Genomic DNA, 14898 nt, shown 5'->3' on the forward strand with positions numbered 1-14898 from the left:
GTGTTCGCACGTTTCCTCGCCGGTGCGCAGGGCCGTGCGGCGGCCCGGAGTCGATCCCACGCCTACCCGGCCGACGAGGCGTCGGACGACCCCTTCGGTCCCGGCCCGGGCGCGGCACGCCGCCCCGGAGGCAGTGACCCGGATGACTCGGACGCGGTGCCGCACAACGATTTCCGTACAGAGTCCGCCAGCGAACGAGTGACCGGTGATCAGCCCGCCCCCGACCGTCCCTTCGGCCCGCCGGTCGCGCACCCGGACGCCGAGCCCGGTCCCGCCGGCTCCACGGGACAGCCCGCCCGCGATTCGGGCCCGGCCGCCGGCCGCGGCAGTACGCAGCCCGGTGGCGGCAGGAGGTCCAAGCGCGCCAAGTACGTGCCCATCAACGTGACGATCAAGGCATGACGGGCGGTGAGGACGTGCCGTTGACCGTGGGTATCGATGTGGGCGGCACGAATATTCGGGCGTCGGTGGTGGACGGTGCGGGCGAGGTGCTCGACACCGTGACCGCGCCGACCCCGCATTCCGCCCGCGCCCTCGAGGACGGTCTGGCCCGGGCGGTGCGTGACCTGTGCTCCCGCCACGCCATCGGCGCGGTCGGTCTCGCGGTGGCGGGTTTCGTCGACGAGGACCGCGCCACCGTGCGTTTCGCCCCGCACCTGCCGTGGGAGGACGCCCCGGTCGCGCAGCGGCTCACCGACCGCCTCGGCCTGCCGGTGATCCTCGAGCACGACGCGAATGCCGCGCTGTGGGCGGAGTATCGCTTCGGCGCGGCGGCGGGCGGCCGCAATGTGGTGCTGGTGGCCATCGGCACCGGTATCGGCGCGGCGCTGCTCAGCAACGGCCAGCTGTATCGCGGAAGCTTCGGTGTCGCACCGGAACTCGGGCATCTGCAGGTGGTGCCCAACGGCCGCGCCTGCGCCTGCGGCAAGCGCGGCTGCTGGGAAAGGTATTGCAGCGGAACGGCTCTGGTGGACACCGCGATCGAACTGCTGGCCACCGATCCACAGCGCTCCACGGTGCTGGCCCGGGAGTCCGGGCGCGATCCCGGCTCGCTGACCGGTCGCCGGGTGGCGGGCGCGGCGCAGGACGGCGACCCGGTCGCCCTCGACGTGATGGCCGATTTCGCGCGCTGGCTCGGCCTCGGCCTGGCCTTCGTGAGCGACATCTTCGACCCGGACCTGATCGTGGTGGCGGGCGGCGTGAGCAGTTCGGCCCCACTGTTCCTCGACGATGCCCGTGAGCACTACGCGGCCTCCATCACCGGCGCCCGCCACCGCCATCTGGCCCGCATCCGCACCGCTCAGCTGGGCGAGGCCGCAGGCATGATCGGCGCGGCCGAACTGGCACGCGCTGCGGTACTAGCCTCACAGGACGCGGTACCGGCCCACCGCTGATCACCGCCCGACCGATTCCGCTTTGTCGTCCCGTTGCCAGAAGTAGCAACTGATTTGGTGTCTCGTTACTCGAAGTGACAACTGATTTAGTGCCGGTTGGGGTAACTCGTCGGGTACCCCCAAAATCGGTTCGGCACTTGACCGCCGGCACGGGTGCACGACGGGCAACGGCTCCGGGCTGTCCGCTGAAGGTTCGGGGAGGCGGTGGAGTAGGGTAGGCAAGCGAGTGGTGGTGCCCGCAACGAGGCCGGTCCCGGGTATCGAAAACAGGGGAAAGGACGCAATGTTCTACTGGCTGCTGAAGTATGTGTTCCCGGGTCCATGGATGCATCTCGTCAACCGGCCCCAGGTGGAGGGCGTCGAGAACATTCCCGCCAAGGGCGCAGCGATTCTGGCCGGCAATCACTTGTCGTTCACCGACTGGCTCTTCACTCCGCTGATGAGCCCGCGCCGGATCACCTATCTGGCCAAGGCCGAATACTTCACCACGCCCGGTCTCAAGGGCCGGTTGCAGAAATGGTTCTTCTCCGGTGCCGGTCAGTACCCGATCGACCGCTCCGGTGCGGACGCCGCCGAGAGCGCCCTCAATACCGCGCGCAAGCTGCTGGACGAGGGTCGCCTGGTGGGCCTGTACCCCGAAGGCACCCGCTCCCCGGACGGCCGCCTCTACAAAGGCAAGACCGGTGTGGCACGCCTCGCCCTGGAGACCGGAGTGCCGGTGATCCCGGTCGCCCTGATCGGTACCGACGAGGTGTGCCCGCCCGGTCCTTTCCGCTGGCGGCCGCGCAAGGTCACCGTGAAATTCGGTGAGCCGATCGACTTCTCGCGCTACGAGGGCATGGGCGGCAACCGCTTCGTCGAGCGCGCCGTCACCGACGAGATCATGTACGAGCTCATGCGGATGGGCGATCAGGAGTACGTCGACGTGTACGCCGCGAGCCTGAAGAAGGGCGTGCCGTCGGGCAGCCGCCCCGACGCGGACCGCATTCCGGAGACCATGGCGGGCTAGCCTGCCGGACCACCGGAAAGGCCCCGGGAGACCAAGTCTCCCGGGGCCTTTCGCATGCTGATCTCAGACCGCGCGCAGGCGCCGGGCCGCCTCGATGGCCTCGAATTTGGCGAGGTTGTGGCGGGCGTCGGCGAGCGCATCGTGCGCGTCCTTCGGTACCGGCGGCAGTGGCGGCCGGCCGTGCTGCTCCCAATGCTGGCGCAGCTCATTGGTGTAGCGGGGCAGTGCGTTGGGGAGATCGACCATGGAGCCCCACAGCTGGCACAGCGCCACGTGGTCGTAGGCGCCGACCCAGGCCCACAGTTCGGGTTCCACGCCGGGGCGGGGGACCAGGAACTTGTAGAGGTCGTCGCGGATGCGCTCGCGCGAACGCCACAGCGGCGAGGACGGCGGCGGTAGCTTGGGCAGGACATTGCGGCGGACGAACGGCCCGGCCTTCTCGGGATCGAATTCGGTGGAGACCGCGTAGAACTCGCGTCCGTCCTCGCACACCACCGCGATGGACACGAGGTCGATGACGGTCCCGTCCTCGATGAATTCCGAATCGTAAAAGTACCGCAGTGAGATGGGTCTCTCCTCAGCTCAGGTCCGGGTCGGATGGGCAGATCATCGGGTCCCAGCGTAGGCGGCGACCCGCTGTGAGGAACTCGAGCCCTGGGGGTGGTCCGGTTCACCGAGAGCAATCCGTATTCTGAACTCGTGAACTGGACCGTCGACGTACCGATCGATCGCTTGCCGGAACTTCCTCCGCTGCCCGCCGAGCTCCGTCGGCGTCTCGACGACGCGCTGGCCCGCCCGGCGCTGCAGCAGCCGTCCTGGGATCCAGAGCAGGCCGCCAAGATGCGCACCGTGCTGGAGAGCGTGCCGCCCATCTGCGTGCCCGCCGAGGTCGAGGAGCTGCGCCTGCGCCTGGCCGAGGTGGCCCGCGGCGAGGCGTTCCTCATGCAGGGCGGTGACTGCGCGGAGACCTTCGCCGACAACACCGAGCCGCACATCCGCGGCAATATCCGCACCCTGCTGCAGATGGCCGTGGTGCTCACCTACGGCGCCAGCCTGCCGGTGGTGAAGGTGGCCCGCATCGCGGGTCAGTACGCCAAACCCCGTTCCGCCGACATCGATTCGCTGGGCCTGCGGTCCTACCGCGGTGACATGGTGAACTCGCTGGTCGCGGATGCGGCGCTGCGCGAACACGATCCGTCGCGACTGGTCCGTGCCTACGCCAATGCCTCGGCGGCCATGAACCTGGTGCGGGCGCTCACCTCCGCCGGCATGGCCGACCTGCACAAGGTGCACGACTGGAACCGCGAGTTCGTGAGCCAGTCCCCGGCCGGCGCCCGCTACGAGCAGATGGCCACCGAGATCGATCGCGCGCTGGCCTTCATGAAGGCGTGTCGCGTCAACGATCCCAACCTGTCCAGCGCCCGGCTCTACGCCAGCCACGAGGCGCTGGTGCTCGACTACGAGCGGGCCATGCTGCGCCTGAGCGAGCACCCGGTCTCGGGCGAGCCGGTGCTCTACGACCTGTCGGCGCACTTCCTGTGGATCGGTGAGCGCACCCGTCAGCTCGACGGCGCGCACGTCGCCTTCGCGGAACTGGTGGCCAACCCGATCGGCCTCAAGATCGGCCCGACCACCACGCCCGATCAGGCCGTGGAGTACGTCGAGCGCCTGGACCCCAACAACGAGCCCGGCCGCCTGACCCTGGTCGCGCGCATGGGCAATCAGAAGGTCCGTGACGTGCTGCCCCCGATCATCGAGAAGGTACAGGCCACCGGCCACCAGGTGATCTGGCAGTGCGACCCCATGCACGGCAACACCCACGAGTCCTCCACCGGCTACAAGACCCGGCACTTCGACCGCATCGTCGACGAGGTGCAGGGCTTCTTCGAGGTGCACCACGCGCTGGGCACCCACCCGGGCGGCCTGCACATCGAGCTCACCGGTGAGAACGTCACCGAGTGCCTCGGCGGCGCGCAGGACATCTCGGACCTCAACCTCGAGGAGCGCTACGAGACCGCCTGCGACCCGCGCCTGAACACCCAGCAGTCGCTGGAGCTGGCCTTCCTCGTTGCGGAGATGCTGCGCTAATTGCCTGATAGCGTTCCGTAACAGCCAAGAGCCTGGGCCACGTAAGCGGCCCGGGCTCTCGGCTTTTCGTATCTCGTCGCCCAAGGCGACAACTGATTTCGTACCGGCGGGGTAACTCGTCGGGTACGCCCATAATTGGTTCGGAACCCGACCGCCGGCACGGATGCATTGCGGTCAACGGCTCTCGGCTGTCCGCTGAAGTCCCGGGGAGGCGGCTACGGTATCGCCACCAGCGTGATGGTGGAGCCGGGCTGGACGGCGTCGCCGGGTGCGGTGCTCTGCGAGATGACGATCGAGCTGTCGTTATTGGCCAGCTGCCGGACCGTGACCGAGAGGCCGAGGGCCTGCAGTTTGCTGCGCGCGGTGGAGACGTTGGCGCCCAGCAGGTTCGGCATGTCGATCGCGCTGTTGACGATGAGGACCACGCCACTGCCGGATTCGGTGCTGGTGCCCGTGGCGGGATCGGTGCCGATCACCTGCCCGGACTTGATCTTGGCGTCGTACTGGTCGCGGGTGGAGCTGACGGTGAGCCCGGCCTTCTGCAGGGCCGTCCTGGCCTCGTCCTCGGTCTTGCCCCGCACATCCGGCACCTTGACCGGCTGGGAACCCTTGCTGCGGTAGACCTTCACCTGGGCATTGGCCGGGAGTACGGTGCCGGGTCCCGGATCCACCTTGGCGACGGTGCCCTTCGGTGCGGTACTGCCCATCTCACCGGCGTCCACCGGCGTCAGTCCGGCGTCTCTGATGGCCTTGTCGACCGAGGTGACGTCCTGTCCGGGCTGGATGTCGGGGACCTTCGGCTTGCCGCTGGAGACCAGCACCGCGACCAATGATCCCTTGGTGACCCGGGTTCCGGCGGGCGGATCGGTACCGACCACATTGCCCACCGGAATCATGTCCGAGGCCTTCTGCCGGGTCTCGGTCTTGAAGCCCGCGCCCTGCAGTGTGGAAACGGCCTTCTGGGTGTCCATGCCGGCGATCGACGGCACCGCCGAATATCTGCCCACGCCGAGCCACCAGCCGCCGAGGCCCAGCAGCACCGCCAGCGCGACCACGATGCTCAACCAGATGACGACCTTGCGCCGCGACTTGCCGCGATCCTCGATCAGGTCCGAGCCGTAGCCGTGGCCGCCCGGCGCTCCGGGCGGCGGCGCGTACTCGGGCTGCGGCTGGTACTCCGGCGGGAGTTCCCGCGCCGCGGTCATCACCCGGGTCTGCTGCGCCTGCGGCTGCATGTGCACGGTCGGCGGGTCCGCGGGCAGCCGCGTGGTGAGATCGGCCGCGCCCGGCAGGGGCCGGGACGGCGGCGAGACCGGTCCGCGCGGTGCGGGGGTGGGCCCGATCCGGTACTTGGCGCTGAGATGCTCGGCCGATTCGGTGGGCGCGGGCACCCGGTAGTCGGGCAGCTGCAGTTCGCGGGCGATGCGGCGCAGGTCGTTCGCCATCTCGGTGGCGTCGGTGTAGCGGTGCATGGGCTCGCGCGCGGTGGCGTGCGCGACCAGCTCGTCGATTTCCGGTGGGACGCCGTTGATCAGGCGGCCCGGGCTGGGCACGTCCTTCTCGACCCGCTGCAGTGCGATCGACAGCGAGTTGTCGCCGGTGAAGGGTGTTCGGCCGGTGAGCATTTCGAAGATCAGGATGCCCGCGGAGTAGACGTCGCTGCGGGCGTCGGCGGTGCCGCTGGTGACCTGCTCGGGCGAGAGGTACGCGGCGGTGCCGAGGATCACGCTGTCGGAGGTGATCTTGGCTTCGGCGACCGCGCGCACCAGTCCGAAGTCGGCGATCTTCACCTCGCCGGAGTCGGAGATGAGCACGTTCTCCGGTTTGATGTCGCGGTGCACCAGCCCGGCCGCGTGGGCCACGCCGATGGCGTAGAGCACGGGCTCGGCGACGGCCCGCACCGCGTGCGGGGGCATGGGCCCGCGTTCGCGCAGCAGTTCGCGCAGTGTGCCGCCCTCGACCAGTTCCATGATGAGGAACGGATGGTCGCCGTCCACGCCCTGGTCGTAGACCGCGACCAGCGACGGGTGCTTGAGTTTGGCCACGGCCCGCGCCTCGAGCTCGAAGCGGGTGAGGAATTGGGGGTCGCTGGCGAACTTCGGGTCCATCACCTTGATGGCGACCGGTCGATCCAATCTGGTGTCGACCCCCCGGAACACCATGGACATGCCACCACGCGCGATCGGCGCGTCGATGCGGTAGCGCCCTTCCAGCATCTGGCCGATCAAACTGCAACCCTTCCGATTTTCCCGAGTCCGCCCGGTGCGGCTCACCCGATGGTAGTCGCGTCGGGGTGTGATGCGACGGTCGCGACGCGAGAGACTACCGTGGTCGGCGTGAGTGCCTTTCCATGCAGCGAAGACGTCCTGCCGGATTCGGTGACCCTGATCCCGCTGCCCGACGTGGCCGACCAGTTGGGCATGGTGGTCACCCGGGTTCACCAGATGCTGCGCGACCACCAGATCCTCGCCGTCCGCCGGGACGGCGTGGCCGGCATCCCGAAGGAGTTCTTCGACTCCACGGGCGCCGTCGCCAAGCATCTGACCGGTCTGATCACGGTGATGCGCGACGGCAAGTACACCGACGAGGAAATCCTCGAGTGGATCTACACCGAGGACGACAGCCTCCCCGGCCGTCCGATCGACGCCATCCACGGCCCGCTGGCCCGTGAGGTCCTGCGCCGCGCCGCGGCCGACCCCTTCTGAGCTCGCCCGCCTCCCCGCGGCTCGTCCGCCTCTCCGCGCCTTTTGCCGGTCGTGGGGAGCCCCCTCATGTAGGTCGCCGGGCCGACGGCAGGGAGCGGGTTGGCTTCTGGGCGTACCCGACGAGTTACCCGCACGGTGCCAAATCAGTTGGCGCCTAGCGGTCGGGACACCTGCGGGTCGTGTCGTGTTTCGATCGGCCCGCGGTCAGTTCTGGTTGACGCGCCGGGTAGTGGCAAGTTCCCGTGCCGCGACGCGCAACCGGCGATGCTGCGGTACCACCGCTCGGCGGGTGAAGACGGCGTAGTCGGCGCGTTCGATCTCGTCGAGGATGCTGCCGTACAGCGTGGCCGCGGTGCGGATGGCCGGGCGCACGCGGGGGCTGAGCAGTTCGATACCGGGGGCGGCGCGGCGGTAGACGCCGCGGTTGATGGCGATCAGGTGGGCCAGTGCGCGTCGTACCCGCGGGTCCGTGTGGCCGGATTCCCGGCAGTGGTGCAGCAGTTCGGCGTCCACGCCGAAGGCCGCCAGTTCGTCGGCGGGCAGATACACCCGCCCGCGATCGAGGTCCTCGCCGATATCGCGCAGGAAGTTGGTGAGCTGGAAGGCTTCTCCCAGCGCCGCCGCCGCGGGTTCGGCATCGGCCACCGGGACGACCGTGCCCAGCACCGGCAGCAGTTGCAGTCCGATGGCGGCCGCCGAGCCGCGCATGTAGTCGCGCAGGTCGGCCATAGTGGGGTAGCGGTCGCGATACTGCGGCCCGCCGGGGATGTCCATGCGCATGGAGTCCAGGAACACCCAGAAGTGTTCGGCGGCAATCGAATACCGGCGGATGGTGTCGGACACCGCGAGCAGCGCCGGGTCCTCGGGCCCGTCGCCCGCGTCGACGGGCGCGTCCACCAGGCGGGCCCGCAGCTCGTGTTCGATCCGATCCAGTCGCGCCGCGGATTCCGCTGCGCGACTGGGCGCGTCGCTCGCGTCGACGATGTCGTCGACCATCCGGGCGAAGGCGTACAGCGCGTGTACGGCCGGTCTTCGCTCCGGTTCCAGCAGCCGGGTGGCCAGGAAGTAGGTGCGGCCGTGGGCGGCCGCGATCCGGCGGCAGTCGCGGTAGGCGCGGTCGAGTCGTCCGGACCGATCCGGCAGCACGGCCTGGTCGGGCGCGGCGGGCTGGTTCACGCCGGGCCGGGCGCGGGCGCGACGCCGAGCTGATCGGTCTGCGGGCGGGCGGCCCGCAGTTTCAGCGGATCCACCGTGCACAGCGACAGCGCCGCCACCACGGCCGCGAGGATGGCCAGCGTGCCGTGCACGGAATTGGTCACGGGCGAACCGTCCGGCTGGAACACCAGCATGAGCCAGGTGCACAACCCCACCAGCACCTGCAGGGTCCGGGTGGACAGCGCGAATCCGGCGGCCAGCGCCAGCGGCCACGAGTAGTACCAGGGCAGTGCCGCGGGCGAGAGGATCACGATGGCCACGAACGCGACGAGAATGCCGAGCACGGCCTCCCGTTCACTGTTCCTGAACCGCCACCAGGCCCACACCAGGCCGGCCACCATCACCACCGCGCACAGGGTGCGGGTCCACGGCAGCACCGACTCCAACGGCAACGGGGTCACCCAGCTGACCACGTGCGCCATGATGGTCGGCAGCGACAGCCAGTTGATGATCTTCTTGGACCCGGACAGCGCGGTGAGCCAGCCGATCTGGTGGTCCCGCAGGCCGGTGGCCCAGGTGGCCAGCACGAACACGGCCGCGAAGATGGCCACGCCCAGCGCGGTGATCTTGGCGAAGGTCCGGATCGGATGCGGCAGATCGCCCTCGTCCTGCGCCGCGCGTCGCTCGCGTTCGTGAATCATCCAGATCCACACCAGGAACGGCAGTGCCACACCGGCGGTCGCCTTCACCGCCACCCCGATCGCGACCACCACGATCCCAGCCACGTGATGATGCTCGAGCACCAGCGCGATGCCCGCGGCCATCAGGCCCACCATCAGCATCTCGTTGTGCACTCCGCCGATCAGGTGGATCAGCACCAGCGGATTCAGCACCGCCAGCCACAGCGCGATGGTCGGCTTGCCGCCCAGGTGCTTGGTCAGATGCGGGATCGCCCACACCATCAGCACCAGGCCCGGCAGCATCACCAGCCGCAGCGCGATGGTGCCCGCCACCACATTGTCACCGGTGATGGTGGTGATCGCCCGCCCGATCAGCAGGAAGACCGGACCGTACGGCGCGGTCGTGTTGAGCCAGACGGGGCTCACATTGTCCAGTACCGCAGCGGCATTCGCCTTCAACTCCGACGGACCGAACACGTACGGGTTGATGTGGTCGCGGAGCATCGCGCCCTGGGCCAGATACGAGTAGGCGTCGCGGCTGAACAGGGGGACCGAGAACAGCAGCGGGAAGATCCAGATGCCGACGATCGCGCGCAGCTCGTTGAGCGACACGGTGGCGCCCGGCTGCTTGCCGATCACGATGCGCCCCAGCCGGACCCACGCGGTGATCATGGCGATGACGCCGAGCCACACGAACACCGACGACAGCACCAGCCCGTGCCCGAACCGCAGCCACGACAGGTGCATGACCTCCAGCAGTGGGTCGCTGCGTCGCACACTGCCCGCGCCGAACCCGCCGAAGGTGATCAGCAGGGCGCCGAAGAATCCGAGCGTCGCCGCGTGTCCTTCGGGGCTGCGGGTGAAGTCGGAGGCGTGGCGCAGCCAGCGCTGCGTGGCGGTGCCGTCGGTGGCGGGGACGCTCGGGATGGCCGGTTCGGCCGGTGCGAGGCGCGTGGCGCCCGCGGCCTCCGGGATGGCGGCGTCCATGGAGGGGGTCGGCATAGGCGGTCGTTCCCCCCGGAAAGGTAGGCGGCGGCAGCCGCGTTGGTTCAGGACGCGGTCAGTCTAGTGTGTGGGCGCGGGGGCCACAGCCCCGGAGTCGGCGGATCCGACACCGGCATGTCGTGGATCACCCGTCAGGCGCGCCGCTGCCAGTTTCCCGGACAACAGCACGGTCGGCACGCCGACACCGGGCACGGTGCCCGAGCCTGCGAGAACCACATTCGCGCGGCCCCGCACCAGGTTCCGGGTGCGGAACGGTCCGGTCTGCCGGAACAGGTGCGCGGCCGAGAACGGGGTGCCGGCGATCATGCCCTTGTCCCGCCAGGTGCGCGGGGTGTCGAGGTGGTCGATCCGGAAGTATCGCGAAATGCCTTGATAGCCGCGCTCTTCCAGGGTGGCGAGCAGTTCGCGCAGGTAGTGGGGGCCGAGTTGCTCCCAGGCCAGCGGCGCGGCGTCGAGATTCGGGCATGGGGCCAGCAGCGAGAGCGGCTCGTAGCGGACGGTGTCGCGCAGGTGCCCGTTCCGGTCGATGTGCTGTTCGGCGCGCTCGATGTAGAGGGCCGGATCGGTGAGCGCGGGCCGGGTGAGCAGCAGCGAGGGATCGCTCATCAGCCGCCCATGGCCGCGCCGGGCGGCGATCTCGCGGAAGGTCCGGTCCCACTCCTGGCCGAAGTCGATGGTGTGATGTGCCTGCACGGGCCAACTCTGGGCGACGGCGGCGGGAATCGTGCCGTGCGCCACCACCGCCGACGGCGAGGCCCGCAGTCCGATCCGGCGCCGCAGCCCGAAGCGCGGCAGCGATCCGAGGTCGGCGGTCACCACGACGGCGTCGCAGTCGAAGGCACCTCCGTCTGCGGTGCGCACGGCGGTGGCCCGCCGGCCCGCGTAGTCGATGCCGATCACCTCGGCGTTCAGTTCGAGCGTCCCGCCCGCGGCGGTGAACGCGCGGCCGAGCGCCTCGGCGATGGCTCGCATCCCGCCCTCGGGGTAGGTGACGCCCAGGCAGGTGTCCATGTACGGGATCGCGCCGTACACCCCGAGCGCCCGGTTCGGCGCCATCCCCGCGAACAGGGCCTGGAAGCTGAACAGCCGCGCCACCTCCGGGTCCCGCACGAGTCGCCGGACCTTGGGCCCGAGCCGCCCGAACGCGCCGAGCCGCACCAGTTTCGCCAGCGCCACCCGCTTCTCCGGAATCCGCACCATGTCCAGCGGGGAATCGAAGTTGGTGTCCATGAACTGCCGGAACTCGGCCTCGTACACGTCTTTCAGCCAGCCGCGCAGCCGCCGGTAGCGGTGTGCCGTGCCCGGCCCGCGCACCTGCGCGACCTCGGCCGCCATCTGCTCCTCGTCGGCGTAGACGCCGATCTGGGAGCCGTCCGCGAACCGCGCCCGATACGCCGGGGCCAGGTCGAGAATCCGCAGGCCGACCGACTCGCGCGTCTGCCCGACCACCGCGAGCGTCTCGTCGATGAGCTCGGGCAGGGTGAGAATCGTTGCCCCGGAGTCGATCTCGTAGTCCGGTCCGCGATACGCGCCGACCCGCCCGCCCGGGCGATCATCGCGTTCCAGGATGGTCACCTGCCGTCCGGCCGCCACCAGGTGCAGCGCGGCGGCCAGCCCGGACAGTCCGGCACCGATCACCACGACCCGATCGGCCGGTCCCCCAACAGTTCTCATGCCCCGCACCCTCGCGCCCGGCCGGTCAGTAGGAGCGCGCGGTGGCGGCCAGGGCCATGGCGCGCAGCTGCCGCTTGGCGTCCGGGGTGGCGGTGCTGGCGTCCAGGGCGGTGAGCGCCTGGTCGGTGAGCGAGCCGATCCGCTTCTCCACGGCGTCGACCGCGCCGAGTTCGGTGAGAACCGTACGCAATTCGGCGACCTGCTCGGGGGTGACGTCGGTGCCGAGGCTGGAGCGGATGAGGTCCGCGGCGGCCGGGGCGGTGGCGTCGGCGCGCTGCAGGGCCTCGGCGATGAGGACGGTGCGCTTGCCCTCACGCAGGTCGTCACCGGAGGGCTTGCCGGTGACGGCGGGATCGCCGAAGACGCCGAGCAGGTCGTCGCGCAGCTGGAAGGCGATGCCGATATCGGTGCCGAACTCGCGGTAGGCGGCGACCAGTTCGGGGGAGGCCCCGGCCAGCGCCGCGCCCATGTGCAGCGGGCGCTCGATGGTGTACGCCGCGGTCTTGTACCGGTTGATCCGCAGCGCGGCCTCCACGGTCTCGTCGCCGGCGGACTCGCCGTGGATGTCGAGCAGCTGCCCGCCCAGCACCTCGGTGCGCATGGCCGCCCACACCGGGGCGAAACGCGCGGCGGCGTCGGCGGGCAGGCCGGCGTCGCGGGTCATGTCGTCGGCCCAGGCCAGGGCCAGATCACCGATGAGGATGGCGACGCTCACGCCGTAGTGGTCGCTGTCACCCGCCCAGCGCTGATCCCGGTGCCGCTGTTCGTAATCCACGTGCACGGTCGGGAAGCCACGCCGGGTGCGCGAGGAGTCGATGATGTCGTCGTGGATGAGCGCGCACGCCTGCACCAGTTCCAACGCGGAGCACGCGGTGAGCACGGCGTCGGCGTCCGGATCGTCGGCGCTGCGGCCCGCGCCCAGCCAGCCGGTCCACGCGAAGGAGGGCCGGGTCCGCTTGCCGCCGCGAATGACGAAGTCCTCCAGGGCCGCCGCCGCGTCCACGAACACCGGTCCGAGCGGCGCGACGATCGGTTCCCGGGTGCGGAAGAAGGCGGCGAGACGGTCCTCCACGGCGGCGACGAGTGATCCCGCGCCGACCGGGTGGCGGGTCGGGGTACCGGGTCCGGCGGACAGGGGAGCCTCCTTGGTGAGAGCCGCGGCGCGGCGCGTGCGCAGCCAGCGGGGTTGTGTCCGACTCTACCGACCACCGGGTCGCCGACGGGAATCGGTCGGGTTCGAATCGGTCTCACCTGCTGGGATAAGCGCAGGTCGCGGTCCAGCACCCGGTACGGGCCCGTAAAATGTCCGCGTGAGTTTCGACAATGTACGGGGATATTCGACCCCAGGCCGAGTTTCCCGCACGCCTCGAGTGTCCGGAACTCGCTCCATCGTTCAGCAGCTGGGCCCACGCCCGGACGGGTCGATCCCGTTCTCGGTCGAGTTCAATCCGCCGCGCGACGCCGCCGGTGAGGCGCGCCTGTGGCGGGCCGCACGCGAGTTCGAGCGGCTGCATCCGGCCTTCGTGTCCATGACCTACGGCGCGGGCGGCTCCACCCGCGACCGCACCATCCGGGTCACCGGCCAGCTGGCGCGCGAGACCACGCTGCTCACGGTCGCGCACCTGACCGCGGTGGATCACTCGGTCGCCGAGCTGCGGTCGATCGTCGGCGCCTACGCCGACGCCGGCATCCGGAATCTGCTGGTGTTGCGCGGCGATCCGCCCGGCGACGTGCTGGGAGAGTGGATCAAGCACCCCGAGGGCGTCGAGTACGCCGACGAACTCGTGCGCATCGTCCGCGACCTGGGCGACTTCCACGTGGGTGTGGCCTCGTTCCCGCAGGGCCACCCGCGCTCCACCGACCTCGACCAGGACACCCACTTCCTGGTGTCGAAACTCCGTGCGGGCGCGGAGTATTCGATCACCCAGATGTTCTTCGACGTGGAGCACTATCTGCGCCTGCGAGATCGGGCCATCGCCTGCGATCCGGTCGAGGGCGCCAAGCCGATCATTCCCGAGCTCATGCCGGTCACCTCGCTGCGCACCGTACAGCGCGCGGAGGAGCTGTCGGGCCGTCCGCTGCCGGACGCGGTGATGGAGCGGCTGCGGAAGGCCGCGGGCGACGGGCCGGAGGAGGATCGCGCGGCGGTCCGCGAGGTCGGCATCGAGATCGCCACGGAGATGGCCCAGCGCCTCATCGCCGAGGGCGCGCCCTGCCTGCATTTCATCACCCTGAATTTCGCCAAGACCACCAGCGAAGTCCTAGCAAACCTTGGCTACACCATGTCGGCGACTCCCGCGAACGCCTGATCCAACGACCCGGCATGCCGGATCAAATCCCCGGTATGCGCTGGTCAGCGGAGTAGCGTCGCCCTCGAATCGTGACCTCGAGGGGAGCTACCCATGTCCGTGTTCCACAGTCTCGTCCGTGTCGCAGGCGCTGTCGGCGCCTGCGCCGTCCTGACTGCCGCCGGTCCGGCAACCCTGGCCGGCCCGACCGCCGCGGCCCCCGCCGATTCGCCCGCGGCGGCCGTGACCCAGGAGGCGGCCGCCGCTCTGGCCGCCATCACCGCCGCGGGCAAGACCGCCGGGTCCGATCCATCGGCCAGATCCAATACCGCCGGCCCATCCGACTGGCTCTCCGCCTACGATCAAGCCGTCGACGGCTTGAAGGCCCTGGGCATCCAGCCCTTCCTCTACCCGACCGCCGCCCCCTTCTGCCTCGGCGGCACCACCCTCGGCATCGCCCCCGGCGTGGCGGGCGCCATCCTCGGCCCGTGGCCCAAGTACACGGTTTCCATTCCCGGCCTTGATCTTTCGGCCGTCAAGGCGGGCCAGACCATGTTCGCCTTCGTCCCCTACGGCATCAGCCCCGACGGCGCCGACACCTCCGGCATGCAGGTCGCCTGGTTCAACCTGTCCACCGGCCGCGGCGGCCTCGTCCCCATGGGCCCGCTGAGCCAGGTCCTCAACGCCATGATCCCGCCCCAGGTCCCCGCCGAACTCCGTCCCATGGTCGAACAGGCCGTCCACGACTACTTCACCGCCGCCCTCCCCGTCGGCGGCGTCCGCGCGGTCCCCGTCACCACCGGCTCCGGCACCGTCCTCGCCGCCGTCTTCGGCACCGTCCGCAGCGGCACCTCCACCTGCTTCTTCCTCCCGACCATCGGCATGACCCCCGTCCCCTGA

Annotated in this window: 12 protein-coding genes and 1 pseudogene; 7 read left to right on the forward strand and 6 right to left on the reverse strand. The window is 70.0% G+C overall.

What is annotated here, in order from left to right:
• The 3 genes and pseudogenes from ACFXN1_RS18685 to ACFXN1_RS18695 all read left to right on the forward strand — a co-directional run.
• Positions 1-402, forward strand: a pseudogene (locus ACFXN1_RS18685) (hypothetical protein); the annotation flags it as partial.
• Positions 399-1394, forward strand: a complete 996-nt coding sequence (locus tag ACFXN1_RS18690; RefSeq protein WP_379437039.1) for an ROK family glucokinase — start codon at positions 399-401, stop codon at positions 1392-1394. The pseudogene ACFXN1_RS18685 and the gene ACFXN1_RS18690, both read left to right, overlap by 4 nt.
• A 283-nt stretch (positions 1395-1677) precedes the next feature.
• A complete protein-coding gene (locus ACFXN1_RS18695) occupies positions 1678-2403 on the forward strand; it encodes a lysophospholipid acyltransferase family protein (protein WP_357005413.1) in 726 nt (241 codons plus the stop codon).
• 63 nt (positions 2404-2466) lie between these two features.
• Here ACFXN1_RS18695 and ACFXN1_RS18700 read toward each other — a convergent pair whose 3' ends face one another.
• Positions 2467-2964, reverse strand: coding sequence for a polyadenylate-specific 3'-exoribonuclease AS (locus ACFXN1_RS18700; RefSeq protein WP_354843238.1), 498 nt, complete (start codon positions 2962-2964; stop codon positions 2467-2469).
• A 138-nt stretch (positions 2965-3102) separates the two neighbouring features.
• Here ACFXN1_RS18700 and ACFXN1_RS18705 point away from each other — a divergent pair, with 138 nt between their 5' ends.
• A complete protein-coding gene (locus ACFXN1_RS18705) occupies positions 3103-4491 on the forward strand; it encodes a class II 3-deoxy-7-phosphoheptulonate synthase (protein ID WP_354843080.1) in 1389 nt (462 codons plus the stop codon).
• A 215-nt stretch (positions 4492-4706) separates the two neighbouring features.
• Here the strand turns inward: ACFXN1_RS18705 and ACFXN1_RS18710 are convergent, their stop codons facing one another.
• Entirely contained in the window at positions 4707-6707 is a 2001-nt protein-coding gene (locus ACFXN1_RS18710) for a PASTA domain-containing protein (protein WP_379421416.1), read from the reverse strand.
• Positions 6708-6827: 120 nt separating this feature from the next.
• On the opposite strand from ACFXN1_RS18710, the gene ACFXN1_RS18715 reads away from it, so the two are divergent.
• Complete coding sequence (locus tag ACFXN1_RS18715) at positions 6828-7196, forward strand: Rv2175c family DNA-binding protein (protein ID WP_354843075.1); 369 nt, start codon at positions 6828-6830, stop codon at positions 7194-7196.
• Positions 7197-7400: 204 nt separating this feature from the next.
• Here the strand turns inward: ACFXN1_RS18715 and ACFXN1_RS18720 are convergent, their stop codons facing one another.
• The 4 genes from ACFXN1_RS18720 to ACFXN1_RS18735 all read right to left on the reverse strand — a co-directional run bounded on the left by ACFXN1_RS18720 (position 7401) and on the right by ACFXN1_RS18735 (position 12845).
• Positions 7401-8342, reverse strand: coding sequence for a phytoene/squalene synthase family protein (locus ACFXN1_RS18720; RefSeq protein WP_379437082.1), 942 nt, complete (start codon positions 8340-8342; stop codon positions 7401-7403).
• A 26-nt stretch (positions 8343-8368) separates the two neighbouring features.
• Positions 8369-10033 carry an alpha-(1->6)-mannopyranosyltransferase A gene (locus ACFXN1_RS18725; RefSeq protein WP_379437040.1) on the reverse strand — a complete coding sequence of 555 codons (1665 nt, stop codon included), beginning with the start codon at positions 10031-10033 and terminating at the stop codon, positions 8369-8371.
• A 63-nt stretch (positions 10034-10096) separates the two neighbouring features.
• Entirely contained in the window at positions 10097-11710 is a 1614-nt protein-coding gene (gene crtI, locus ACFXN1_RS18730) for a phytoene desaturase family protein (protein WP_379437042.1), read from the reverse strand.
• Positions 11711-11735: 25 nt separating this feature from the next.
• A complete protein-coding gene (locus ACFXN1_RS18735; protein ID WP_379437084.1) occupies positions 11736-12845 on the reverse strand; it encodes a polyprenyl synthetase family protein in 1110 nt (369 codons plus the stop codon).
• 175 nt (positions 12846-13020) lie between these two features.
• Between ACFXN1_RS18735 and ACFXN1_RS18740 the strand changes: the two genes are divergently transcribed.
• A complete protein-coding gene (locus ACFXN1_RS18740) occupies positions 13021-14019 on the forward strand; it encodes a methylenetetrahydrofolate reductase (protein WP_379421417.1) in 999 nt (332 codons plus the stop codon).
• Between the two features lie 93 nt (positions 14020-14112).
• A complete protein-coding gene (locus ACFXN1_RS18745) occupies positions 14113-14898 on the forward strand; it encodes a hypothetical protein (protein WP_379437043.1) in 786 nt (261 codons plus the stop codon).

This window comes from Nocardia sp. NPDC059154 (genome assembly GCF_042755705.1).
Lineage (GTDB): Bacteria > Actinomycetota > Actinomycetes > Mycobacteriales > Mycobacteriaceae > Nocardia.